The sequence below is a fragment of the Sphingobium sp. CCH11-B1 genome (assembly GCF_001556865.1).
GTDB lineage: Bacteria > Pseudomonadota > Alphaproteobacteria > Sphingomonadales > Sphingomonadaceae > Sphingobium.
Genome location: NZ_LSJY01000153.1, coordinates 22,887 through 45,695 on the forward strand (window position 1 = coordinate 22,887; position 22,809 = coordinate 45,695).

Below are 22,809 nucleotides of genomic sequence, written 5' to 3' on the forward strand. Positions count from 1 at the left end.
TGCCGTTCGGTAATTTGCAAGGTCGGGAATGGCCGCTGTCAGCGAATGCCGACGTTCTCCCTACATACGCGAATGGCGGGAAAGTCCCACGACCTTCCGGCGGCAGGCGAGCAACCCGTGCCGTTCCAGGCTCGCGCATGAGCGGCAGCTCTCGCCAGCAAAGCCGACGTCTGCGTTCAATGTCAACGCAGGCGGGTAAACAGGCAATGCGGTCCATTGCCGCCTACCGAGCCATATCCGGGTCCTGGTTTCCTCATCGAACGCCCGCGGCGTCGCGGTCGTCCTCGCCAGACATGCGCTCGATGATCGGGCAATCGGGGCGGTCGTCCCCATGGCAGCGCTCCGCCAGTTCGAGCAGCGTCTGGCGCAGTGCCTGAAGCGCTTCTGCCTTGCGGCCGAGTTCTTCCGCGCGGGCGACGGCGAGTGCCTTCACTTCGGCGCTGGCGCGCTGGCTGTTGCTCCACAGCCCGAGGAGATCGCGAATATCCTCGATCGGAAAGCCGAGGTCGCGCGCATTGGCGATGAAGCGCAGGCGGTGGACATCGGCATCGGCATAATCGCGATAGCCGCTGTCCCGGCGCGGCGGCGCCGGGATCAGGCCGATCTTCTCATAATGGCGGATCATCCGCTGCGAGACGCCGCTCGCCTGCGAGGCCGCGCCGATATTCACAGCTTCACCCGGTTGAGGCGCAGCGCGTTGGCGACGACGCTCACCGACGACAGCGCCATCGCCGCCGCCGCGATCATCGGCGAGAGCAGGATGCCGAAGACCGGATAGAGCAGCCCCGCCGCGATCGGCACACCCGCCGCGTTGTAGATGAAAGCGAAGAACAGGTTGTGCCGGATATTCGACATCGTCGCCTCACTGAGCTGGCGGGCCCGGACGATGCCGTTGAGATCGCCCTTGAGCAAGGTCACGCCCGCGCTTTCCATGGCAACGTCGGTGCCATGTCCCATCGCGATGCCGACGTCGGCCGCCGCCAGCGCCGGGGCATCATTGACGCCATCGCCCGCCATGGCGACGACGCGGCCTTCCTGCTTCAGCCGCGCGACGACATTCGCCTTCTGGTCGGGCAGCACATCGGCCTCGACCGCATCGATGCCGAGTTGACGCGCAACCGCTTCAGCCGTGGTGCGATTATCGCCGGTCAGCATCACCACCTTGATGCCGTCGGCGCGCAGGGCGGCCAGCGCCTCGGGTGTCGTCGGCTTGATCGGATCGGCGATGGCGAAAATCCCCACGGCCCGATCATCCAGCCCCATGAAGATCGTCGTCGCGCCATCGCCGCGAAGTGCATCGGCCTCGGCGACAAGCGGCGCGGTATCGATCCCCGATTCCGCCAGGAAGCGCGCATTCCCCAATGTGACCCGCTTGCCTTCGACGGTGCCCAGCGCCCCCTTGCCGGTGGGTGAATCGAAATCGCTGACGGGAGGAATGTCGATGCCTCGGCCCGTCGCCGCATCGACGATCGCCAGCGCCAGCGGATGCTCCGAGGCGCGCTCGACGCCGGCGGCAATCCGCAGCAACCCGCTTTCCGCATAGCCATCCGCCGCGACGATCCGGGTGACGGCGGGCTTGCCTTCGGTCAGCGTGCCGGTCTTGTCGACGACCAGCGTGTCGACCTTCTCCATATGCTCCAGCGCTTCGGCATTCTTGATCAGCACGCCAAGCCCCGCCCCGCGCCCGACGCCGACCATGATCGACATCGGCGTCGCCAGCCCCAATGCGCAGGGGCAGGCGATGATCAGCACCGATACCGCCGCGATCAGCCCATGGGCAAAGCGCGGCTCCGGTCCCCAGACGCCCCAGATGACGAAGGCGAGGACAGCGACCCCGATGACAACCGGCACGAACCAGCCCGAGACCTGATCGGCCATGCGCTGGATCGGCGCGCGCGAGCGCTGCGCCTCGGCGACCATCTGGACGATGCGCGACAGCATGGTATCGCGCCCGACCTTGTCGGCGCGGATGACCAGGGCACCGCTCTGGTTCATCGTGCCGCCGATCACGCTGTCGCCATCCGACTTGGTGACGGGCATGGATTCGCCCGTGACCATCGATTCATCGAGCGCCGAACGCCCTTCCTCGACCACGCCGTCAACCGGCACCTTTTCGCCCGGCCGCACCCGCAGCCGGTCCCCCACCGCCACATCCTCCAGCGGGATTTCCGCCTCGCTGCCGTCCTCGGCGATGCGCCGAGCGGTTTTCGGGGCAAGGTTGAGCAATGCCTTGATCGCGCCCGATGTGCGTTCGCGCGCGCGCAGTTCCAGCACCTGCCCCAGCAGCACCAGCACGGTAATGACGGCGGCCGCCTCGAAATAGACCGCGACGGTCCCGTCAGCGGCGCGGAAGGCGTCCGGGAAGATACCGGGCGCCAGCGTCGCGACGACGCTATAGGCCCATGCGACGCCGGTCCCCATCGCGATCAGCGTGAACATGTTGAGATTGCGCGTCTTCAGCGAAGCCCAGCCGCGCTCGAAAAAGGGCCACCCCGCCCACAGCACGACCGGCGTCGCCAGCGCGAACTGGATCCAGATCGACAGCTTCATGGGCACGAGATGATGCAGCGCCGGGAAAAGGTGCCCGCCCATTTCGAGGATGAAGACCGGGAGGGCCAGCGCAAGGCCAATCCAGAAACGCCGTGTCATGTCGAGCAGCTCGGCGCTGGGTCCGGTATCGGCGCTGACCATTTCCGGCTCAAGCCCCATGCCGCAGATCGGGCAGGCGCCGGGATGGTCCTGCCGGATCTCCGGATGCATCGGGCAGGTCCACATCGTCCCCGGCGGCGCATCGACGGGTTCGACGGCGGACTTGTTCAGATGCGCTTCCGGGTCCGCAATGAACTTCTCGCGGCAGCCGGGGCTGCAAAAATGATAGTCGTGGCCAGCATAGGTCGCGTGATGCGCGGTTTTTTCGGGATCGACCGTCATGCCGCAAACCGGGTCGACCACCAGTCCGGCGGAATGCTTGCCATGGTCACCACAACAACTGTGGACACCGGAATGAACGCCATGTTTCGACTCGGCCATCAACCGTCTCCTTCTATCGCAGGGCAAGATGGAGTTTGACACCATGTCAGAGTCAATAGGCACTTTACCTTATCATTGTGTCAAGGTGCATGAAGGGTTCGAAAAGGATTCGAATCGTTGTCACCCAAGGCCCAACCGCCCAACAGGCCCCACCACCCAACAGGATTGCGATGAAGTTGCTTTCGTCGCTCCTGATTGCGCTTGCCATGCTCGTCTCGTCCGTATCGATGGCGAGCGGCACTGCAACGGCTATGCCGCATCAGGGTGCGATGGAGATGGCTTCGGTCGCGGGGCATTGCGCCGGGAGTGAATCTCCCTCCCATCGTAAATCACCCGAACCCGGCATGCACTGCGCCGTTGCCTGCGCGGCGTTCCCGGCAATGCCTTCCCTCATCGAGCAGTTGGATCGGCCAACAAAGGCCTTATATTCTGTTGCGGGACAGAAACATCTCATCGCGATCACGCTTGAGAGAGACACGCCGCCGCCGCGCATGATTCCGGGGAATTGAGGTTCATCCACTTTCTTCCGGAGATTAGTCATGAAGTTGATAATTGCTGCGATCACGATGATGATCGCCATGCCAGCCTTCGCCCAGAGCGCCGCACCGGCCGATGTGCGCACCCCACCCACCAGCCAGGGCGAAAAGACCGGCCATGACGGGCATGAAGGTCACGATATGTCCAGCGGCTGCTGCGACAAGGGGGCTGATGGCAAGATGGCCTGCTGCGAGAAAATGAAGGCCGAGGGCAAGGCGGAGGCGCCTGCCGCCGATCCGCATGCCGGACATGGCATGAGTCAGCACTGATCGAACGCAAACCGGGAGGCGGCTTTCCCGTCTCCCGGCCCATTCAGCACATAGCGGGCTCCCCCGATGGAGCCGAGGACAATATCATGACACAGACGATCGATCGGCGATCCCTGCTGCGTGCCGGCGCGGTCGGCGCCGCCGGACTGGGCTTTTCCGGCCTGTTCCCTGCCTGGGCCCAATCGGGTTCGGCAGGTCTGGCCGGCTCGCCGGGGCTGGCGCCGCAGATGCCCACGCTTTCGGGCGAGAATATCCACCTTAGAATCGCGAACACCCCCTTTACGGTTGGCGGCCGCACCGGCCATGCCGTCACGATGAACGGCGTATTGCCCGCGCCGCTGATCCGGCTGCGCGAGGGGCAGAATGTGCGCCTCCATGTCGAAAATACGCTGGATGAGGATAGCTCGATCCACTGGCATGGGCTGATCGTACCATTTCAGATGGACGGCGTTCCCGGCGTCAGCTTCCCTGGTATCAAGCCGCACACTACCTTCGTTTACGAATTTCCGCTGCTGCAAAGCGGCACCTACTGGTATCACAGCCACTCCGGACTCCAGGAGCAGCAGGGCCATTACGGGCCGATCGTGATCGATCCCGCCGAGCCCGATCCGGTCGCCTATGATCGCGAGCATGTGATCGTGCTCAGCGACTGGACCTTCCTGCATCCGCACCAGCTCGTCACCAAGCTCAAATCGGAAGGCGGCTATTTCAACCGCCAGAGGCAGACGCTGTTCGGCATGCTGCGTGGTGGTCCCGAGGAGAGCATGTCCGCTTCCGACCGCGCCATGTGGGGAAAGATGCGGATGGACCCCACGGACATCGCGGACGTGACGGCTGCCACCTATACTTATCTCGTCAATGGTCACGGGCCGCAGGAAAACTGGACCGGCCTCTTTCGCTCCGGCGAGCGGGTGCGGCTGCGCTTCATTAATGCTGCTACCATGACGATCTTCAATATCCGCATTCCGGGTCTGCCCATGACCGTGGTCAGCGCTGATGGGCTGAATGTCCGTCCGGTGACCGTGGACGAATTCCAGATCGGCAATGCCGAGACCTATGACGTCATTATCCAACCAACCGAGGACAAGGCGTTCACGCTCGTCGCGGAGTCGATCGATCGTTCCGGCATGGCGCGCGCCACGCTCGCGCCGCGCATGGGGATGACCGCGTCCGTTCCACCGCTTCGCCCACGTCCGACACTCACCATGAGGGACATGGGCATGGGCAGCATGGATCATAGTTCAATGGCTGGAATGGACCATGGCGCAATGGCCGGGATGGGTCATGGCGGCTCCCATTCGATGGGCAGCATGAACATGCGCGACAAGTCTTTGGTCCCCGACAGCGTCAAGGTCGGTGTTGGCGTGGATGCCATCGCCATGTCACCAGCCGATCGTACCGGCGATCCGGGCGTCGGGCTGGAAGATGTCGGGCACAAGGTGCTGACCTACCGTGACCTTATGTCGCTCACCCCAAACCCTGACACGCGCCCGCCGCAACGCACGATCGAGGTCCACCTCACCGGCAACATGGAGCGCTTCATGTGGTCGTTCGATGGCGAGAAATTCAGCGAAGGGGTCGAGCCGATCCGCTTCGAACGTAACGAACGCGCACGAGTCGTGCTCATCAACGATACGATGATGACCCACCCGATTCATCTGCATGGCCATTTCTTCGAGGTGGTGAACGGCCATACCGGCAGCTATCCCCGCAAGCACACGGTCAATGTGTTGCCGGGCGGCAAGGTCAGCTTAGACCTGACGGCAGACGCACCCGGCGACTGGGCGTTTCACTGCCATCTGCTGCTTCACATGCACGCCGGAATGTTCCGTGTCGTCACCATCCGTCCGCTGGAGGGAGATGCGGCATGAAGTATCTCCTCAGCCTGCTTCTCGCGGCCGCCGCAACGCCCGCGCTGGGGCAGCATAACCATGCCGCCGCCGAACAGCTGGTGACGGCCGATCCGCATGCGGGGCATCAGATGGACGAAGAAGCTGACGACCCCCATGCCGGGCACGATATGCCGCAGTCTCCATCCGGTCCATCGGATCCACACGCCGGTCATCAGATGCCTTCCACTTCCGCAACGGACGCGCACCGGGCTCATGCTGGGCATGAACCCGGCATTCCCGATCCGCCGGTGGCGCCGCCGTCAGCGGCGGCATTGCGTGGTCCCGATCACGCTGCCGATGCCATTTTCGGCGCGCAAGCAATGGCCCCGGCACGCGAAACCGTCCGCAAGGAGCATGGCGATATCAAAAGCGGTATGATCCTGATCGATCAGCTGGAAGCGGTCATGGGCAAGGGCAAGGACGGTTATGCGTGGGAGGCCCAGGGTTGGTACGGTGGCGATATCGACCGGCTCTGGTTCAAGACCGAAGGAGAAAGCAGCTTTGGCGAGAGTCCGGAACACGCCGAGGTTCAGGCGCTCTGGAGCCGTGCGCTCGACCCGTGGTGGAATCTTCAGGCCGGTATCCGTCAGGATTTTGGCGCGGGGCCCGATCGGACTTACGCCGTTGTCGGCGTCCAGGGCCTTGCCCCTTATTGGTTCGAAATGGGTGGGGCGTTGTTCCTGTCGGACAAAGGCGATTTCACCGCGCGGATCGAGGCGGAATATGATCAGCGTCTGACCCAGAAGCTGATCCTTCAACCTGCGGCTGAGCTCAACTTTTCGGCGCAGGATGTTCCTGAGCTTGGCATAGGCTCCGGCCTCTCCACCGCCGAACTGGGACTACGGCTGCGCTACCAGTTCGTACCCGAGTTCGCGCCCTATGTCGGCGTCCGATATGAGCGCGCTTTTGGCGACACGGCAGATTTTCGGCGTGCACGGGACGAGAAGGCAGGAGGATGGAATTTCCTGATCGGAATCCGATCCTGGTTCTGAGGACGACTGTTTCCAGGCTGGCACGCGTCGCTGATGCTGGCCAGTCTGGATTTTACCTACCGACTCGAAGCAAAGGCATCAACGAACGTGAGACGTCCGCTTATGCGAAAAGCGGTCGTTCGTTGCTCCGATTTCCAACGGCAGGTAAGTCCCAAACCTGGTCATTCACTGCTGTCCGTAGGCAACCTTGGGCAAATGGCCCTTCGGATCGGGTGCCAATCGTCCGGACTCGGTCGTAGAGCGAACATCAGCCCATCGGCCTCGCGTGATCCCCACTCGAATTCCGCAGTCCGAGCTTTTTTCTCGCCTCTTCCTCAAGCTACCTAGAATGCTACCTAGACGGAAAAGGCGGCTGCTGGGACCGCACGCTCGTCGAATTAAGTCATTGTTCTATATGGGAAAAATGGTGGACGCACTTGGGCTCGAACCAAGGACCCGCTGATTAAGAGTCCACCAACCTGCTTTGATTTAAAGGGATTTTTCCTGTAAACCGCTGCGGCTTTTGGCACCGAAAACCGTAACTGTCAAGCTCCATTGTAAACCAAATTTGGCTTGGTGGATGCTCTTCCATCCGTCCCAAAGTATTGTTTAATCCTAGTCGCTAGCGGCGATAGGCAACTGACATAACGGGATGAATCTGAGTGACTTGCTTCGGCAATTTTCTGCCCTGTCTCGGCCTCATCAAGCTTCAATCACCGTTCCCATAGCCGGGCATTCGCGGATATAGTCAGCGCATGTTTGAAAAACGCTATACGATCATTCCTGACGCGCCCCGCCCCATGGCGGGCGACGATTATGCTGACTATCTAAAGGTAGCATGGCTAGCCCTCCTTAACGGAAACCCATCCGAGTGTGAGGTCCAAGAATTTCTGGAGCGGCACCCGGCGATGATTCCTGGGGCCTTTAGTGTGGTTGGCGGACCATCGGGCCATGCACCTTTCCCTGACGCTGTAATCTCGCAGCCAGAGTTATATGGCTATCAGCGCCGCAGGCCCGATTTCATGTGGATATCGAAAAATAGCCTGGCATTGAATCCCGTCCTTATAGAGATCGAGGCGCCGAACAAAAAAATGTTCCGGAAAGATGGGACACCTACAGCGGAATTCACACAGGCGAAGAATCAGCTTCTGGAATGGAAAGCGTGGTTCAGCAAGCCGGAAAATCAAATTGCATTTTTGAGAGATTACGGCGTCCCGTTTCATCGGCTTAAGCTTGATCCACAATATGTACTCATTTACGGACGACGCAGTGAATACGAGGGCAATGAACAGTTGACGCGCCTACGGTCCGAGCAAATGGGTGCGAACGAAGTCCTGATGAGTTTTGATCGACTGCACTTCGATGGAAATTCCGATCAGTTTGCAAGCGTTCGTCACACGCCATCGGGCTATGAGGTTCTTCACGTGCCGCCCACACTGTGGCTTGGTCCGACAATGTTCAGCTACGACGAGCGTCCAAACGGCCTCCATGAGGCAGTTGGTAACAATCCATTTATCAGTCCCGATCGAAAACAGTTTATGATGGAGCGCATCTCATATTGGGAGGAGGTGAACAGCAAGCGACGAGGTATCTATTCCAACGCCGATCGCGAATAATATGCTGCCTCTTCAGAGTGTGGCTCGACTGATTTCGGTTCAGGCTGGGAAGGAAGCGAGCGGCGCGCGAATCCTCAAATTGGGCCGTCATTTCACCGGCGAGATAAGCCAAATTATAAGATCGTGTTCGGATATTCCTTCCGCCATTGCTGCGCAATGCATATTTGCGAGTGACTCGCATTAATAAAGGGTGCTAACACAGGCTGGTTTTTGACGGGGTGAAGGGAACTGAGAGTGCCGGACGGGAAGGCCTCCCTCGAGCTTTTCCTCTCCCATCGTGCATCCCTCATCCGTTACGCTAAAAGGATATCCGGTGAGGGGGGCGATGCAGAAGACATTGTCCAGGAAGCCTGGCTGCGCGCTGCCGGCGCAGCCAAACTACCCGCTGCCGAAATGATGGCCTATTTGCGGATGACCGTGCGAAACCTCGCCCTGAACCGTATCCGACGCAAACGGATCGAGGCGCGTATATTCGAGGCTGATGGCGGAACGGGGGCAAGCGACATCCCCTCGGATATGCCGGACCCAGAGGCCGCCGCGATTTCACGTGACGAATATGCACGGATTGTCGCCGCGCTCCACGGGATGCCCAACGACATGCGGACCGCGGTGGAGATGCACCGGATCGGCGGCGAAAAGCTCAAGGATATCGCGGCGCATCTGGGGGTCTCTACAACTACCGCACACACGCTGGTCCTGAACGGTATCGAGCGCTGCCGCGCCGGAGCCGATCGCGGATCAGCATGAGAAATTTCGTGCGCCGCCGAAAAATCGTCCCGCTCATTTGTTTATTCAATAAGGGGCCCATTGTAATAGCGGTCCCGGCAAAAGGGCAATCATGAACGCTGGACTTGGCGGAGATGGGGCTGAACGCGGTCGAGCCAACCGCGAGGCGTCCGGGTGGGCTATCCTGCTTCAGGAAGAGCCTGAGGATCAGGCGATGCGCGCGCAGTTCTCGGCGTGGCTCGACGCAAATCCCGTCCATGGGGCTGCCTGGGCAGAGACGCAGCGCATCAGCCATGTGATCCGGACGGCACCACCCGCTCCAGCGGACCGCTGGCGAAGAAAGAAGTCCATCATTCTTCCATTCGTGGGGAAGGGTAGGGGACATGGCGTCGGAATTGCCGCCCTGGCCGTCGCGGCCTGCTTCGCTATTGTCGCCGGCCCCGGCCTGCTCATCGATCTGCGCGCTGACGTTTCGACCGGAACAGGCGAGATACAGCAGGTCCATCTGGCGGATGGAAGCACGATGCTTGTCGCCCCGCAAAGTGCTGTCGCCTTTGACGTCAGCAAGGGCGGGCAACGAGAAGTTCGACTCCTCAAAGGCAGGGCCTGGTTTGAAGTGGCCCCCGATCCGGATCGCCCGTTCCAGGTTGCCGCCGCCGATACGACAACTACGGTTCTGGGTACCGGCTTCGAGGTCAGCCGGATCGATGATCGGCGGGCCTCTGTTACCGTAAAGCACGGGCATGTCCGCGTCTCCTGCAACGATCGGCCCAGTCTGACCGAAGCGCTGATGGCTGGAGATGCGCTCAGCCTGCGCTGCGATGACGCCAGTGCCGCCAGAAGCAGCATCGATCCCACACAGATCGCGGCGTGGACCGATAGCCAGATCGTCGTCAGCGACAGGCCGGTCATGGAAGTGATCGACGCCCTGAAGCCTTGGCACAGCGGCGTCATCCTGACCTTTGGCGAGGGCTTTGCCAAACGGCGCGTCACAGGCGTCTATGACGCGCACCAGCCCGTGCCCGCCCTGCAGGCGATCTCCAAGGCGCAGGATTTGAGGGTGCGCAATCTCACGCCGTGGATCACGGTGATTTCAGCCGAATAGCCATCGCCTGCGATTTTATCGCCGTCCCCTGCATTTTTTTCCGAAAAACACCGCGCCTGGATTGTTCTTTAAGATAGGGGTGGATGCAATTGCGTCGCAATTGCATTTCTTACTCCGGGAAAGAGCGGAAGGGGCGTGCAATTGTGTTTCCGGGGGTTTTAAGATTAAGTAAGAAGCGAGATCGGATTCTGGCGGCTTCGCTATTGGCTTCGGTTGCTGCCGCGGGCGTTGCGGCCCCTTACGCGGCTAGCGCGCAGACTGGCAGCGCAGCGAGCACCAGGGAGTTCAATATTCCTCCCCGCGCGCTGAGCGACGCGCTGACCGACTTCGGGCGGCAATCGGGGATGCAGGTCAATGTGAATGCGGACGAGATTCGCGGGCGATCGTCGCCTGGCGTGTCTGGCCGGATGTCCAATGCACGGGCGCTGAGCCTCGTTCTGGCGGGAACGGGCCTCACCTGGCGGTTGGACAACGGGTTCGTCACCCTTGCGCCGACGCCACGGAACGCGCAAGCCTCCGACAATGCGCAAAGCAACGTGCAGCTTGGCCCGCTGCGCGTGGACGGGGCGCAAACGGGCAACCTCGCTGCCGCACAGGAAACCGGCGTAGAGCGCGACGCTCGGCGCAAGGACGAAATCTACGATCAGGATATTTCCTCCACTTTCGCGAGCCGCGAAGAGGTGGAGCGCTACAGGGGCACCAACACGGCTGATGTGCTCAAGGGCATGGTCAATGTGTTCAGCGGCGACTCGCGCAACGGTGGCGCGCTCGATCCCAGCATTCGCGGCATTCAGGGGCCAGGACGTGTCCCGGTCGTCATCGATGGCACTGAGCAGGCGCTGACCGTGTGGAAGGGCTATAACGGCGCTGGCAATCGCAGCTACATCGATCCGAGCCTGATTTCCGGCGTGCAGGTCCTCAAGGGGCCTGTTTCGACACGCGGGGTCAACGGCTCGACCGGTGGTGCGGTCGTCATCAACACGCTCGACGCTGCCGACATATTGAAGCCTGGCCAGAACTTCGGCGTGGAACTCAAGCTGGAGGGCGGCAACAATTCGACCAACCCGCGCTGGCCGACGCTGCTGACAGGGCAGGACTATCGGACTGTACCCGGCTTTCCCACCGGCTTCTCGACCAGCTACCCCTATGGCGACCCTTCGCTCCGGGTGAACTTGCGCACGGAAGACGACAACGAGGCCTTTTCCTTCGGCGATCGCGCGATCCGGATCGCCGCGGCGGGTCGCCTTGGGGATCTGGAGCTGTTCGGCGCCTACGCGTTCCGCGAGCGCGGCAACTATTTCTCCGGCAAGCACGAAGCCGACTATTATCAGCAGGCCGGCCTCCCGCTCAATGCGGCCAATTATGTTCGCCTGCTGGGTCTTAACTACGATCCCGGCAATGAGGTGCCCAACACGTCGAGCGAGCTGGAATCGGTCATGCTCAAGGCGACATGGAACATCGCCAACGACCAGGCCCTGCAAATCGGCTTTCGCGATACCCGATCCAGTTTCGGCGAGATCATGCCTTCGCGGATCATGACGACCGGCAACGGCTATACGTTCGGCAATATCCAGTGGCCCGAGAGCAAAGTTCACCTCCAGGCCTATAATGCAGAGTATAAATGGCAGCCGGACAGTCGATTCATCGATTTCAAGGCGACGGCGTGGCTGACGGACACGGTGAGCGATACCTATAGCGCGGGCGGCTTTCCCAATGCCGCCTCGTCCGCCAACCCAATCATCGTCAACACGGCGATCGCCAACGCACACAACGATCGTTTCGGCTTCAGTGCGAGCAACCAGTTCAATCTGTCATCGAAACTCAGCGTCCTGCTAGAGGGCAACTGGCAGCACGAGAAACTGCGCTCGGACGACGATTATCTGCTCGCAACGCAGGTGCCCGGTTGGCGGGCTTATCCGCGCGCGGGTCGCCGCGAGGAATATCGCATCAATCTGAGCGGCGAATGGAAGCCTGTCAGTTTCCTCAAGCTTAACGCAGGCATCGCCTATACCGGCTATTGGGCGAAGGATGATTTCCTGCCCAAGCTGATCGAATATAGTGGCGGGTCGATCACCCAATTTGTGAACACGAAATACTCAACCAGTTATAGGACCACGGAATCCACGGTCGATGCCTATGCAGCATCGCGCCGTGAGTTTCATACCGCCCGCGTCGCGAGTGGAGCATTGTTGCCGTCCCAACTGGAGCCCACAATAGCTCGGGAAGTGGCTGCGTTCGCCGCCAACCCCCGAAGCTTCACCTGGACCCATGCCGGCCCCGACTGGGTGCCGGATGGGAACGGCAAATACCGCCGCGCAGACAATATCTGCATCAACGGTTTCCTCGACACCATGGCGAACGTGAGTCAATGCAGCGTCAGTGCTGCTGCTGGAAATACGCCCGTCTCCATCACCGAGGCCAAGCGCAAGTCCGGGCATGGTTGGCTTCGGTTCCGCCGCGCAGGCGCTGGCTGGGGTCGCGACCTTCAGCAATCGCCAGTATGACGCCGCTTTCGGCGGTTCGCAGTAACCCGTTGCCGTGAAGAGAGGGGCCAGGGCCGGGTTTCCCGGCTCTGGCTTCTCTTTGCAGCAGCACGCCGAGACTGAAGCCACGCATGCGGATTCGACAAACTTCCATCAAAATTCGCCGGAAGGGTCTTGCCCCCATCTTGTGCGCCGGCGCTGCATGCCTTCCCTCGCTCGCCCTGGCGCAAAACGCTGGCGAGCAGGACACCCGGCTGCGCCTCGACCAGGAGATACAGCGGCAGCAGCGCAAGGCGGAATCACAGATTTTGAAGGATGCCGACGCACTGGACGGGCCGCCAACCTCGCTGGAAATCGACGGGAAGAGTTATTCTGTCGGCGATAATGTCAATGACATGGGCGAGGCCCTCTTTATCTCTGTGAGGCGCCAGCAATGGGCTGACGTGCGCCGGTTCCTCGCCGCCTACGAGCGCTATCCCGATCGCGATCCGAAGCTTGTGCTCTTCGCGAAGGGCGCGCTCGCGCGACAGGCCGGCAAGCTGGGCGAGGCCGAGCGGCATTACCGCGAACTGGTGTCGCTCAATCCCGAACTCCTGTCCGGACAGCTCGAACTGGCCCGCGTCCTGTTCGAGAACCGCAAGGATCGTGAGGCGCGGGGCGCATTCGAGCAGGTTCGAGACCAACTCGTCGCCGAAGGCCAGAAGTCGGCAGGGGTGGTTCGTACCGTGGATGCCTTCCTGACCGCCCTCAAGCGCAGGCGAGGCTGGCAGGGCACCATAGCCATAGGCCCGGGTTACAGCACCAATCTCAACCAGTCCTCAGCCAGCTATACCTGCCTTCTTGCGACCGATGACGGCACCTGCGTGATCGACCGCAAGGTGCCCGATCCGATCAAGGCCACGGGCATCAATTTCGAAGGGACGCTGGGACGCAGCATTCCGATCTCCGGGCATCATGGCGTGCGCGCCAGCGCGCTTCTGTTCGGCGACATTTATCCAAGCGAGCACGACTATTCTCAGGCAACCCTTATCACGCGGGTCGGCTATCAATATCAGTCCGCCCGTAACACGCTGTCGCTATCGCCATCCTTCGACATCGGCAGTTTCGGGTCTTCGGTGCTCTACAATGCCTGGGGCGCCAATCTGGATTGGACGCATACCGCATCACGCAGCATCCTGCTGCGGGCTGAAGCAAACTTTCGCGATTATCGCTATCGCCAGCGCGCCTTCACTTCCCAGGACGGCCCCCAGACAGATGTCAGCCTGACAGCCTTTTACCTCGCCTCCGCGAGTTTGACGCTGTTCGGCGGACCGGATTTTGTCGCGAAGGACACCCCGGCGGACGTTGATGCCTATCGGCAATGGGGAGGTCGCCTCGGCGTCAGCAAGTCGTTCGGCAAGAGCGCGAGCCTGCTCGTGATCGGTTCTTACCGTCACCGCGACAATCGCGCTTATAGCGAAGTTTTCGCCACCAAGCGTAGCGACGACCAATATAATGCCACCGCGATCGCGCGTTTCCCGGTGCTCAAATTTGCCGGGCTGACTCCTGAAGTCGTGGTGCAGCATACCCGCGTCGAGAGCAACATCGACTGGCTCTATTCCTACAGGCGCACCACCGCGAGTGTGAGGCTCAGCCATGCTTTCTAGCCATCCACAATGTTTCGCAATTTTTCCATTGAGCAGGAGGACGATTACCATGACCGCGACAATCACCGAACCCTTGATCGAGAGCCGCGCCAGGCGCCTTAAGGCGCTGACCAGCGATGTTCATGAGGGGGTCGATCGCTCGATCATGTCGGCAGCATCGTTCGCCAGCATCGAGCGGTACAAACAGTTCCTGGCTATCCAGTTTCTCTTTCACCGCGACGTGGCGGCCCTCTACGCGGAACCGCGCCTTCAGGCAGCCTTTCCGGACCTCGCGCAGCGCTGCCGACTGCCGCTCGTCGTAGCCGACATGAAGGACCTCAGCATCACAGCGCCGGACGGGGGATCGCCCGCGTTCGTTCCCGATGCCGAGCTCGCCTTGGGAACCGCGCTGGGCTGGCTCTATGTAGCCGAAGGTTCCAACATGGGTGCGGCCCTGCTGCGCAAGGAAGCGCAAAAGCTCGGCTTGACCGATGATCTCGGTGCGCGCCATCTCGCCCCGGCTCCCGAAGGGCCTGCGCCGCACTGGCGTGCATTCGTTGCCGCCCTGGATGCCGTCGCACTTACCGACGATGAAGAGAAGCGCGCCGAGGACGGGGCGCGGAACGCCTTCGCGCGGGTTCAGGCCCATGTCGATGCGCGTCTTGGCTGAAGCGTCGCAGGCCGGTCTCCTGCAGCGCGGGCGAGCGGCGCGTGCCGGGTGGCTCGTGCTTGGGGTGATGCTGGTGGCGATCGGCTTCGTGGGCATCTTCGTGCCGCTGCTGCCCACGACGGACTTCCTGCTGCTGGCGCTGCCCTGCTTCGCGCGGTCCTCGCCTCAGCTCGAGGCATGGTTGCTGAACCATCCCCGCTATGGCCCGAGCTTGCGCGCATGGCGAACAGACCGGGCAGTACCGCGCCATGCCAAGATCGCGGCCTGTATCGGTATGGCGCTGGGCTATGGTCTGTTCTGGTTCCATCTCCGCCCCGGCATTTTCCTCTCCTGCGCGGTCGTAGCATTCATGCTGTTCTGGGCGATTTGGATCGTTCGGCGTCCAGAGCCGGGAGTATTACGATGAAGCGAGGCAGCTATCGAAGGACGCAGCTTGCAGCGGCCAATGATGAACCTGGCCTCTTTGAGGGCCATGTCATCTTCCGATCCTATCATCCCGACATCCCGCCACAGCGCGGAAGGGCCATCGATCCATCCATGGCATGCCCTCATGTCGGCGATATGTCGCGCGGCTCTAGCCGCTATTGCGATCAACCGGCGGACTGGCGAACTCGCCTGTTCGGATTAGCCGGCACTGCCTCGATTATTGGGTTGGTCCTTGCCGGGGCTCTGTTCACGTGGAAGGTGGTGCATCCCCGTATCGCTGCGACTTCGCGGCCGCTGACGGTCGTGAATCTGGCGCCGCTGGCCGCCCCTCCTAAGCCTGTGCGTGAGGTGGCTCCCGGCCCCGAGCAGGTAGAAAGGCAGGAAGCGAAACCCGAACCGAAGCGCGAAATGCTACCCGTTCCTCTCATCCAGCTTCCCACGACTTCATCGGTCAAGGCTGACATGCAAAAGCCGGTTGAAATTGTCGACCCGGGTCCATCCGTGCCTGAGACCACCGCACCGAAAAACATCGCTGCGCCAACGGTCAACTGGCTTGCCAGCGAGGCGAAGCCCAATTGGGAAGGGGTGATCGTTGCCCATCTTGAGCGGTTCCGTCGATATCCGGCCCGCGCTCGCGCTGCCCGCCAGCAAGGCGTCGCCTATGTTCGGTTCAAGATGAACCGCGCCGGCATGGTACTGTCCTCGACCATCTTGCAGAAATCCGGCTCATTCGACCTCGACCAGGCCGCGCTCGATACGCTTCAGCGCGCCCAACCGCTGCCGGCGATACCTGCTGAACGGCCTGATGTTGTGGAACTTACCATTCCTGTGGAATTCAAGTTGCGCTGACCATCGAGATGCACCTAGCACCCGATTGTCGGAGATGGCTGAAGCTCTACCCAACCACGGAGCGCCGGTATGATGCGCCGCGCCTTCACCGGATAATCAACCGCGTCTCCAGAGGGCAGATGCCGCGCAGCGCTTTTGAGTGCCTCGAACGAGGGAGGGAAGGCAGGGTCAGCGCTGGCAAAAACAACACGATTGCCGCGCCGCTCCGCTGGAATGGCGATCGCCCGTCCATCGAAACTCCCGGCGATACGGCGAACAAGCGTGGCGAAGGCCCTGGAGTTGTCGCAAAGGTTGGCGACCAGCAGGCCGCCGGCGCCAAGGCGGGCACGGCAGCTATCATAGAAGGCCTGTTCACTCAGGGCCTGCGGCAGCCCGCTGCCGTCGAATCCATCAATGAGGAGAACGTCGGGTTGGGTCGCTGCCGTGGCCAGATAATCGACGCCGTCGGCACATATCACGCGAAACCGACGGTCGTCCGGCGGGATTTTGAATTTCTCCCGCAAGGCGATAACCTCCGGATCAATCTCGACAACCGTGATATCGCAGTCCGGCAAGCAGCGGTAACAGGCCTTGGCCAGCGATCCACCCCCGAGTCCGATCATCTCTATACGTTTGGGCTTGGGTCTGAACAGCCTGAAGCCCATCATCACGCGCGTATAGTCGAACAGGAGGTGATCCGGATCGCTGATACGCATGGCGCTCTGAATGGTGGACCAGCCGAACAGAAGTGAAAGCATATCACCAAATCTGAACAACATTGGTCCGGCCGGGCCGAATGGAGCATCAAGCGTAACCGGGATATCCGTGGCGCTGTGGTATCGACCTTGAAGAGCTGAGCCGGGCTCGGGACGTTCGAGGCGCAAGCCGAAGACCAAGTCATGGAGCAAATCGAGATCGATGTCTGCCGAGCGGGATGGCCCATCGGTCATTTGCGGGCCTGCGCCATCGAAGCCGCAAGCGGGACGCGTCGATGATGAAGCCAGGAGCCCAGCAGGAATGCCGCGCCAGCAGCGGCCCAGATCGCAGAATTTCCAACCATGCGGTAGCTCACGGCACCCAGCACGGCGCCCGTCACCAGGCCAACCCAGAGCAGCAGATAGGGCAGCCATCCAAGGCGATCGCCCCCCATCAGTGCGGAGAGCAAGCGCTGCCCGAATTTAACCAGCGTCCCGGTCATATAGGTAAGACCGATCTGCACCTCGCCATCGCGCTCGAATAGTGCATTTTCCGCTCCCATCGCCATGGCCAGGGCGGCGGCCGCTGCCCAGTTGGCATCGATGATAGCGAGGATCGCCGAGATCATGAGCAGGGCTGCGATCAGATACATGAGCGCGCTGTGCCTGGAGTGCTGGATGACCCGGCCACAGAGCGAACCGAGCATGACCCCGATCACGAACGATGCGATCAATCCGGCTGCGGTCGCCGCATCCGACAAATGCGTGCTCAAGCCGACGGCAAGGCGCGTGGAATTACCGCTCATGAACGAGACGAAGAAACCGCCGAGATAGAGAAAGCCCACTGCATCGACATATCCTGCAAGCGCGGCGAAGCACGCCGCCAATCCCCAAATCTTACGATCGTATCGGTTCATCCATTGCCCTCTTGCGGGGGCACCATGCCATTGCGCGCAGCTGACAGATCCCTGTCCCACCTGGCCATTTCCTGAATGTTCAGGGCTTCCACCTGGCTCAATCGCGCCGCGTCTTCTGTGGCGAGCGACTGGTTGGCCAGGCCCTGCCGAACGAAATCCTTCAGCATCATATTCTGAAGCAGGAGAAATTCCTTCACATGCTGTCGCAGTTTCATGGTGTCACCTCGTCATAGGTCGGTCCAGGGCTCCGAGGCACACCATCATCGTCATCGCCAACCCCGAATCTTCAGCCTGCTCGCGTTGCAATGGATCGGCGGGGGCGAGATCGGCGCGCAGCCACTGCGGCCAACGCTTGAGAAACAAGTGGACGGCCTTCCTGCCTACAGCCGTGTTGCTGCCAGAAGCCTTTGCACCGGCGCACCCATTTGAATCGCTTTTTGTGTTCAACGCTGCCTCTGAACCGAAAAACACCCGTAGCATATATATTGTCAAATCGTAAGGTTGAACTCTGATATCTCACACATCATAAAGGTGCATGATTACGTCACAGCAGATGCGGGCGGCGCGCGCCCTGCTCGGGATCGACCAGAAGGAATTGGCCGCGCTGGCAGGTGTTTCCGTGCCGACGATCCAGCGCATGGAAGCCTCAGACGGACAGGTGCGCTGTGTCGTGGATACTCTCGTCAGAGTGATTTCAGCTTTGGAGCAAGGGGGCATCGAGCTGATCAGCGACGATGCACTCAGTCAGGGCAGGGGGCGGGGTGTGCGCCTGAGGGAAGTCGCCTCCTCCGCCACCATGAGAGAAATGAGTGAGAGCGAATGATGAAAGAAGGCGAAGATTACGTCTATGATGAGGTGAGCGGCGAGTGGCTGAGCGCCGCGGATATGGCTCACCGGAAGGCGGAAAATGTCGACGTCCAGGTGCGCGACGCCGTCGGCAACCCGCTGGTGGATGGAGACAGCGTTACTCTTGTCAAGGATCTGACCGTGAAGGGCGCCAATCAGACGTTGAAACGCGGTACGGTCATCAAATCGATCCGCCTGACCGGCGACCCGCAGGAGATTGATTGTCGATATGATGGCATCAAGGGTCTGGTGCTGCGCGCCGAATTTGTGCGCAAGCGCTGATCCTGAGACATTGGCGCTACACGCCGCGGGGCCAGCCATAAAATGGCCCGCCGACATCGGACATCATACTCAGGAGGCCATATGAGCGACATCGCCGAACGTGTTATCAAAATCGTGATCGAGCATATGGGGGTCTACCCCGACAAGGTGACGCCCGAAGCCAGTTTTCTAGATGACCTCGGTGGCGACAGCCTTGATGTCGTGGAACTGGTGATGGCGCTCGAAGATGAGTTCGGCATTACGATACCCGATGCGGATGCCGAGAAGATCGATACGGTACAGGATGCCATTCGCTATGTCGGTGCTGCCAAGCCTGGATGAAGCGCGACAACCTTGAGGGGCATGTCGAGGACCGCATGAAGCGATCTGAGAATTATCGGGTCCCGTTGCATAGCCACTTGATGCCTGGTGGCGCTCATTGAGGTGACGCGCTTCTCGAGTTGCTTTTGTGCAATGCCTCACGACACTGCGGGACTTGGTGGCAGCGGTAGGCGGGCCCGCAAATCCAGGATGCGCCGGGTTTTCTGGATGTTCGCATGGACTGCTGCGCCTGTGACTCCAAAATGCTTGCCGATTTCCGCTCCGCTCAGGCCTTCCTCATCGTTAAGCCGCAGCATCGTCTCGCCGATTGCAAATCTTTCCGATCGTTTGGCAGCAGCCTGAGCGATCATGTGCAGATGACGGGGGAGCGCAGGTCCCAAAAGGTCGAGTGCCGGTGGTTCCGGTTTACCGGTCCATTGATCGTGAAACCGCCAACCATAGCGATCCATGACGGACGCGATCTCGCAGTAGCAGACCCGGCCAAGATTGGGCAGACGCAAGATGCCCGCCCGTTCGCAACGAGACAAATCGCTCAGCTGCATCTTTTCGATAGGAACCCCCGCTACGGTTGATGCGAGATCGGTCGGTTTGTCCAACTGGCCCAGGCAGTTGCGTGTGCGGGAAGAAATAACATGCCAAGCTTCGAGCGCCAGCATGGATGCATCTGTTGTTGGTGCGATTAATCTCGGTTTGGTCTGTGACATCCTGGACAACCATTTTCAAAATTCATTGCGCCTGGCATAATATCAGTCCTGCAACCTTCCGGCGAGGCATCGTATCTACAAAATCAATGGTGGCTGAGGCGGCCGTGCCCCATTGCGTGGTGTAGTATCGAGGGCGCGGCCACGTCGATCTCCGGCTATGCCGGGTTGATCAGGCTGCCATGCGTTGCAACGTATGACGCTGTTATCGGTCAATCCCACGCGCTAAACGCCATGTCTGGCAACATCAACTTTGGTGTGGATGGTGCTTGCCGACGGGTCGGCAGGCATGGGCAAGCACGCCGGGAAAAGACTTTGCGTGAGGGCATTCCGATGCCCAGATATTCTCTGGACGACTCGCATTTCAAAACAGCAAGGGCGTTTTCGGCATGCCAGCATCATTGCTGGAGCCTCCACGCCCACATCGTGGCCGGCCGCTGATATTTTTTCGGCTGCGACGAGCGAGGGATCCCTGTCGTCAAGAAAGTCAAGGCGCCGCCTGCGGCGAGGTCGTTTTTTGCTGCAACAGGGTCATTCAACCATAGTCGACGCGGCCAGCGCATAGGTGGGCCATGACGCGCGGGGTGCTTAGGTCATGCGCCTATCCGCCGGCACGGGTGGACATTCCGACAGTAGAGGCCGAGGCCGATAGCATGGCCTGCGCCGCCTTCTTTTCGGGCGAGTCATATGGACCGTAGAGCACCGGCCCCAGAAGTTTGCGAGCAAGATCGGACTTACCCTGGCGAACCAACTCGCTGCCCAGGAGTACCCGGGGTGTAGGTGCTCCCGGAACCGCTGCGGCGACTTTGGCGAGGATGGCCAGCGCGCTATCCGGTACTTTCGCGCCAGCTCTTGCGTAGCTCTGGAAATTGGCGATCGCAGCAACAGGATCGCGCGGATCGGTTTGCAGCGCGCGACCGATAGTCTCGCGCGCCGCGGCCAGAGCGCTTTCGCGGGCATCGGCGGGGCCGGCTAAGGCCTCGTCTGTCTGAGCAATGCCTTTCCATGCCAGCGCCCGGGCGTTCCGGGGGGCCCGGGTCAAAATGCGTTCGGCATCGCCGCGGCATTCGCGGGCAAGCGCAGCACGGCACTCCGCTTCCGTAGCCACCAGCATCGCGCCGACATCTAAAGGCACCTTGCTCGCTTCCGCCCGCACCGCGGATATCCAAGCGAGCGCGGCAGTTCGAGATTGGTCGGTGTTCAGCAGGCTGGCGGAAGCATCGGGCGGTGGCAGATTGCCGAGCCGGAGCCTCGCCTTGAGCGCGGTAACTTGGACCGGCGAAAGCATGGTCACTGACGGCGCTCCCTGTACACCGGATGGCGCGGCGGTCGCATAGGCCTTCGCTCTCGAAGCGTAACCCATTATCTCTCGATTGAGCCTCCCGGGGTCTTTGAAGACCAGGGCGGCTTCAGCCAGGGACGCGCCCTGTCGGATCGCGGCCATATATTGGGCGAACTGCGCCTGCAGCGCCGGCTTGGGATTAGAAAATACGAAGAAATGCGTGATCAGCCAGGCATGGTAAGGGGTCCAGGTCATCCGGCGCGATCGCGCATCAAGATAGCCGCCCGTCAGAACGTCCCGGGCATTCACGTCGCCGTAGGAGCGGAAGACCTGACGAGAGAGTTCGGGCGGCTTGGCATAATCGAGCGAGCCGTCTTTTCTGGCCTCGATCGTCGAAAACAGCGCGCCTATCCCATCGAGATACCAGCGAGGATAGGGAGCCGGAACATTAGACAGGATGAAGTGCTGCGCGAAAGCGGAGTAGACGACCGATTCCCAGGGCCTCACTACCGGAGGAAGATAGGGCTCCCTCTTTCCGATGCAGTCCGTGCCTTGGGCGGCCAAATCCTCGCAGAAACGATCGTGGGCAAGGCTGGTATTGAGATCGACAAGCTGGTCGCTGCGGGCGACCGCCAGCACTGCGCCGTCCGCGCGAGGATCATAATAGCGTTGGTCCGAAAAGCTCCTGGCGTAGGGACCTTCTTCCGCGCGGATGTTTCGCAGGCCCAATTCGTCCAGATCGCCGCGAGAACCGAACAGGGTGATTTCGAGCTTCGGCGCACCATCTTGCTGTCCGGCGGCGCCGTAAAGCCGCGTCATCAGCGCGTGCAGCCGCTCGACATTGCCCGCGATCCGGACCAGTTCGGGTTCGCTTCCGTCGCTGAAGATGACGACGTGATCGGTTTCGGCCCGTTTCCACCCGCTACGCTTCAGCGCGTGCTTTTGCGCCGTGACGACGATATCGGGATCGGCCTTCCCGCCGACGGAAGCACGGGCGACCTCATCTGCCTGAGCGCCGAGTGCTGACGCTGCAACCAACAACGACTGCGCGAGCAATGCAGCGATGCTCAGGCAAGACCAACGTCCGATCGGCATGCATTAAGCCTCGCGATCCAGCGCTACGCGCGCTCAAGGTTGATAGAGTTGGAGTATGCATGACTCGCACCGCCTTTTCCAGCGCATCAAAGCGCCACTCCCTGAAAAGGAGACAAAGGGATTCCGGAGCATTTCATGCCTGTTCAAAGTTGGATGACAATGCAGTCTTTTCAGTCGGAATGAAGGTTACCTGGAAGGTAATCATTATTCAATATTGCTTGCATGGTGAATCCGTTTGACTTGCACTTGCAAAAATAAATATCCTTCCTGTGCCACACCAGTGGCTACTCGCAAGACAGGAGCTGTTTATGTCCGGTTCTGTTCGATCGATTCATTCACTGCTTGCCCGAGAATTAACGATCTCCGAAATCAAAATGGTCTCTGGTGGCCAAACCTGCGGTGAGGGCAATACCGAGGTCACCACCGAGCCCACTTATGATCGCGTCCCGGGACGTGGTGTAGCTTATCTGGGCCACCGCCAATTTCGGCATC

Annotated in this window: 23 protein-coding genes; 16 read left to right on the forward strand and 7 right to left on the reverse strand. The window is 60.8% G+C overall.

Features of this window, described 5'->3' with window-relative positions; translation table 11 throughout:
• Positions 1 to 253: 253 nt before the first annotated feature.
• On the reverse strand, positions 254 to 670 hold the full coding sequence (gene cueR, locus AX724_RS16025; RefSeq protein ID WP_037520666.1) for a Cu(I)-responsive transcriptional regulator: 417 nt from the start codon (positions 668 to 670) through the stop codon (positions 254 to 256).
• Positions 667 to 3,030: a heavy metal translocating P-type ATPase gene (locus AX724_RS16030; RefSeq protein WP_037520664.1), complete on the reverse strand. Its 2,364-nt coding sequence runs from the start codon at positions 3,028 to 3,030 to the stop codon at positions 667 to 669. The genes cueR and AX724_RS16030 overlap by 4 nt, the downstream gene beginning before the upstream one ends.
• A gap of 170 nt (positions 3,031 to 3,200) precedes the next feature.
• Between AX724_RS16030 and AX724_RS16035 the strand changes: the two genes are divergently transcribed.
• The 12 genes from AX724_RS16035 to AX724_RS16090 all read left to right on the forward strand — a co-directional run bounded on the left by AX724_RS16035 (position 3,201) and on the right by AX724_RS16090 (position 16,199).
• Positions 3,201 to 3,539: a hypothetical protein gene (locus tag AX724_RS16035; RefSeq protein WP_037520662.1), complete on the forward strand. Its 339-nt coding sequence runs from the start codon at positions 3,201 to 3,203 to the stop codon at positions 3,537 to 3,539.
• 30 nt (positions 3,540 to 3,569) lie between these two features.
• A complete protein-coding gene (locus AX724_RS16040; protein ID WP_021236450.1) occupies positions 3,570 to 3,836 on the forward strand; it encodes a hypothetical protein in 267 nt (88 codons plus the stop codon).
• Between the two features lie 86 nt (positions 3,837 to 3,922).
• Positions 3,923 to 5,707 carry a copper resistance system multicopper oxidase gene (locus AX724_RS16045; RefSeq protein ID WP_037520660.1) on the forward strand — a complete coding sequence of 595 codons (1,785 nt, stop codon included), beginning with the start codon at positions 3,923 to 3,925 and terminating at the stop codon, positions 5,705 to 5,707.
• The gene (locus AX724_RS16050; protein ID WP_037520659.1) at positions 5,704 to 6,720 is read left to right on the forward strand and encodes a copper resistance protein B; all 1,017 of its coding nucleotides are present in this window, start codon (positions 5,704 to 5,706) and stop codon (positions 6,718 to 6,720) included. Before AX724_RS16045 ends, AX724_RS16050 begins: the two co-directional genes overlap by 4 nt.
• Before the next feature lie 734 nt (positions 6,721 to 7,454).
• Positions 7,455 to 8,315, forward strand: a complete 861-nt coding sequence (locus tag AX724_RS22960) for a Shedu immune nuclease family protein (protein ID WP_082733557.1) — start codon at positions 7,455 to 7,457, stop codon at positions 8,313 to 8,315.
• Positions 8,316 to 8,549: 234 nt separating this feature from the next.
• The gene (locus tag AX724_RS16060; RefSeq protein WP_066768149.1) at positions 8,550 to 9,062 is read left to right on the forward strand and encodes a sigma-70 family RNA polymerase sigma factor; all 513 of its coding nucleotides are present in this window, start codon (positions 8,550 to 8,552) and stop codon (positions 9,060 to 9,062) included.
• A 91-nt stretch (positions 9,063 to 9,153) separates the two neighbouring features.
• The gene (locus AX724_RS16065) at positions 9,154 to 10,146 is read left to right on the forward strand and encodes a FecR family protein (RefSeq protein ID WP_082733559.1); all 993 of its coding nucleotides are present in this window, start codon (positions 9,154 to 9,156) and stop codon (positions 10,144 to 10,146) included.
• A 203-nt stretch (positions 10,147 to 10,349) separates the two neighbouring features.
• Positions 10,350 to 12,650, forward strand: a complete 2,301-nt coding sequence (locus AX724_RS16070) for a TonB-dependent receptor (RefSeq protein WP_231736710.1) — start codon at positions 10,350 to 10,352, stop codon at positions 12,648 to 12,650.
• A 164-nt stretch (positions 12,651 to 12,814) separates the two neighbouring features.
• The gene (locus AX724_RS16075; protein WP_231736711.1) at positions 12,815 to 14,275 is read left to right on the forward strand and encodes a surface lipoprotein assembly modifier; all 1,461 of its coding nucleotides are present in this window, start codon (positions 12,815 to 12,817) and stop codon (positions 14,273 to 14,275) included.
• Positions 14,276 to 14,324: 49 nt separating this feature from the next.
• Positions 14,325 to 14,924: a biliverdin-producing heme oxygenase gene (locus AX724_RS16080; RefSeq protein ID WP_066768155.1), complete on the forward strand. Its 600-nt coding sequence runs from the start codon at positions 14,325 to 14,327 to the stop codon at positions 14,922 to 14,924.
• A complete protein-coding gene (locus tag AX724_RS16085) occupies positions 14,908 to 15,330 on the forward strand; it encodes a YbaN family protein (RefSeq protein WP_066768157.1) in 423 nt (140 codons plus the stop codon). The genes AX724_RS16080 and AX724_RS16085 overlap by 17 nt, the downstream gene beginning before the upstream one ends.
• Positions 15,327 to 16,199 carry a TonB family protein gene (locus AX724_RS16090; RefSeq protein ID WP_231736713.1) on the forward strand — a complete coding sequence of 291 codons (873 nt, stop codon included), beginning with the start codon at positions 15,327 to 15,329 and terminating at the stop codon, positions 16,197 to 16,199. The genes AX724_RS16085 and AX724_RS16090 overlap by 4 nt, the downstream gene beginning before the upstream one ends.
• Positions 16,200 to 16,213: 14 nt before the next feature.
• Here AX724_RS16090 and AX724_RS16095 read toward each other — a convergent pair whose 3' ends face one another.
• From AX724_RS16095 to AX724_RS16105, 3 genes are read right to left on the reverse strand one after another with little or no spacing between them, the layout of a single operon-like run.
• Positions 16,214 to 17,128, reverse strand: coding sequence for a fused MFS/spermidine synthase (locus AX724_RS16095; RefSeq protein WP_066768159.1), 915 nt, complete (start codon positions 17,126 to 17,128; stop codon positions 16,214 to 16,216).
• A complete protein-coding gene (locus AX724_RS16100; RefSeq protein WP_066768161.1) occupies positions 17,125 to 17,790 on the reverse strand; it encodes a YoaK family protein in 666 nt (221 codons plus the stop codon). Before AX724_RS16100 ends, AX724_RS16095 begins: the two co-directional genes overlap by 4 nt.
• Complete coding sequence (locus AX724_RS16105; protein ID WP_066768163.1) at positions 17,787 to 18,005, reverse strand: hypothetical protein; 219 nt, start codon at positions 18,003 to 18,005, stop codon at positions 17,787 to 17,789. The genes AX724_RS16100 and AX724_RS16105 overlap by 4 nt, the downstream gene beginning before the upstream one ends.
• Before the next feature lie 320 nt (positions 18,006 to 18,325).
• Between AX724_RS16105 and AX724_RS16110 the strand changes: the two genes are divergently transcribed.
• From AX724_RS16110 to AX724_RS16120, 3 genes are all read left to right on the forward strand, one after another.
• On the forward strand, positions 18,326 to 18,613 hold the full coding sequence (locus AX724_RS16110; protein ID WP_066768166.1) for a helix-turn-helix domain-containing protein: 288 nt from the start codon (positions 18,326 to 18,328) through the stop codon (positions 18,611 to 18,613).
• Positions 18,613 to 18,918, forward strand: a complete 306-nt coding sequence (locus AX724_RS16115; RefSeq protein WP_066768176.1) for an alkylphosphonate utilization protein — start codon at positions 18,613 to 18,615, stop codon at positions 18,916 to 18,918. The genes AX724_RS16110 and AX724_RS16115 overlap by 1 nt, the downstream gene beginning before the upstream one ends.
• Before the next feature lie 81 nt (positions 18,919 to 18,999).
• Positions 19,000 to 19,239, forward strand: coding sequence for an acyl carrier protein (locus tag AX724_RS16120; RefSeq protein ID WP_066768168.1), 240 nt, complete (start codon positions 19,000 to 19,002; stop codon positions 19,237 to 19,239).
• Between the two features lie 137 nt (positions 19,240 to 19,376).
• On the opposite strand, the gene AX724_RS16125 is transcribed toward AX724_RS16120, so the two are convergent.
• Both AX724_RS16125 and AX724_RS16130 read right to left on the reverse strand, forming a co-directional pair.
• Complete coding sequence (locus AX724_RS16125) at positions 19,377 to 19,895, reverse strand: hypothetical protein (protein WP_066768169.1); 519 nt, start codon at positions 19,893 to 19,895, stop codon at positions 19,377 to 19,379.
• Between the two features lie 646 nt (positions 19,896 to 20,541).
• Positions 20,542 to 22,317 (reverse strand): hypothetical protein, encoded by a 1,776-nt coding sequence (locus AX724_RS16130; RefSeq protein WP_066768171.1) that lies wholly within the window; start codon positions 22,315 to 22,317, stop codon positions 20,542 to 20,544.
• Between the two features lie 308 nt (positions 22,318 to 22,625).
• Here AX724_RS16130 and AX724_RS24555 point away from each other — a divergent pair.
• Positions 22,626 to 22,809 (forward strand): hypothetical protein (locus AX724_RS24555; RefSeq protein WP_231736715.1); only part of this gene is annotated, 184 nt, incomplete at its 3' end.

What these genes read in the sequence shown, in the direction of transcription:
- AX724_RS16030 (WP_037520664.1), bottom strand. Translation starts at nt 3,030, where the DNA reads ATGGCCGAGTCGAAACATGGCGTTCATTCCGGTGTCCACAGTTGTTGT.
- AX724_RS16035 (WP_037520662.1), top strand. Translation starts at nt 3,201, where the DNA reads ATGAAGTTGCTTTCGTCGCTCCTGATTGCGCTTGCCATGCTCGTCTCG.
- AX724_RS16040 (WP_021236450.1), top strand. Translation starts at nt 3,570, where the DNA reads ATGAAGTTGATAATTGCTGCGATCACGATGATGATCGCCATGCCAGCC.
- AX724_RS16045 (WP_037520660.1), top strand. Translation starts at nt 3,923, where the DNA reads ATGACACAGACGATCGATCGGCGATCCCTGCTGCGTGCCGGCGCGGTC.
- AX724_RS16050 (WP_037520659.1), top strand. Translation starts at nt 5,704, where the DNA reads ATGAAGTATCTCCTCAGCCTGCTTCTCGCGGCCGCCGCAACGCCCGCG.
- AX724_RS22960 (WP_082733557.1), top strand. Translation starts at nt 7,455, where the DNA reads ATGTTTGAAAAACGCTATACGATCATTCCTGACGCGCCCCGCCCCATG.
- AX724_RS16065 (WP_082733559.1), top strand. Translation starts at nt 9,154, where the DNA reads ATGAACGCTGGACTTGGCGGAGATGGGGCTGAACGCGGTCGAGCCAAC.
- AX724_RS16080 (WP_066768155.1), top strand. Translation starts at nt 14,325, where the DNA reads ATGACCGCGACAATCACCGAACCCTTGATCGAGAGCCGCGCCAGGCGC.
- AX724_RS16085 (WP_066768157.1), top strand. Translation starts at nt 14,908, where the DNA reads ATGCGCGTCTTGGCTGAAGCGTCGCAGGCCGGTCTCCTGCAGCGCGGG.
- AX724_RS16090 (WP_231736713.1), top strand. Translation starts at nt 15,327, where the DNA reads ATGAAGCGAGGCAGCTATCGAAGGACGCAGCTTGCAGCGGCCAATGAT.
- AX724_RS16095 (WP_066768159.1), bottom strand. Translation starts at nt 17,128, where the DNA reads ATGACCGATGGGCCATCCCGCTCGGCAGACATCGATCTCGATTTGCTC.
- AX724_RS16100 (WP_066768161.1), bottom strand. Translation starts at nt 17,790, where the DNA reads ATGAACCGATACGATCGTAAGATTTGGGGATTGGCGGCGTGCTTCGCC.
- AX724_RS16105 (WP_066768163.1), bottom strand. Translation starts at nt 18,005, where the DNA reads ATGAAACTGCGACAGCATGTGAAGGAATTTCTCCTGCTTCAGAATATG.
- AX724_RS16110 (WP_066768166.1), top strand. Translation starts at nt 18,326, where the DNA reads ATGATTACGTCACAGCAGATGCGGGCGGCGCGCGCCCTGCTCGGGATC.
- AX724_RS16115 (WP_066768176.1), top strand. Translation starts at nt 18,613, where the DNA reads ATGAAAGAAGGCGAAGATTACGTCTATGATGAGGTGAGCGGCGAGTGG.
- AX724_RS16120 (WP_066768168.1), top strand. Translation starts at nt 19,000, where the DNA reads ATGAGCGACATCGCCGAACGTGTTATCAAAATCGTGATCGAGCATATG.
- AX724_RS16125 (WP_066768169.1), bottom strand. Translation starts at nt 19,895, where the DNA reads ATGCTGGCGCTCGAAGCTTGGCATGTTATTTCTTCCCGCACACGCAAC.
- AX724_RS16130 (WP_066768171.1), bottom strand. Translation starts at nt 22,317, where the DNA reads ATGCCGATCGGACGTTGGTCTTGCCTGAGCATCGCTGCATTGCTCGCG.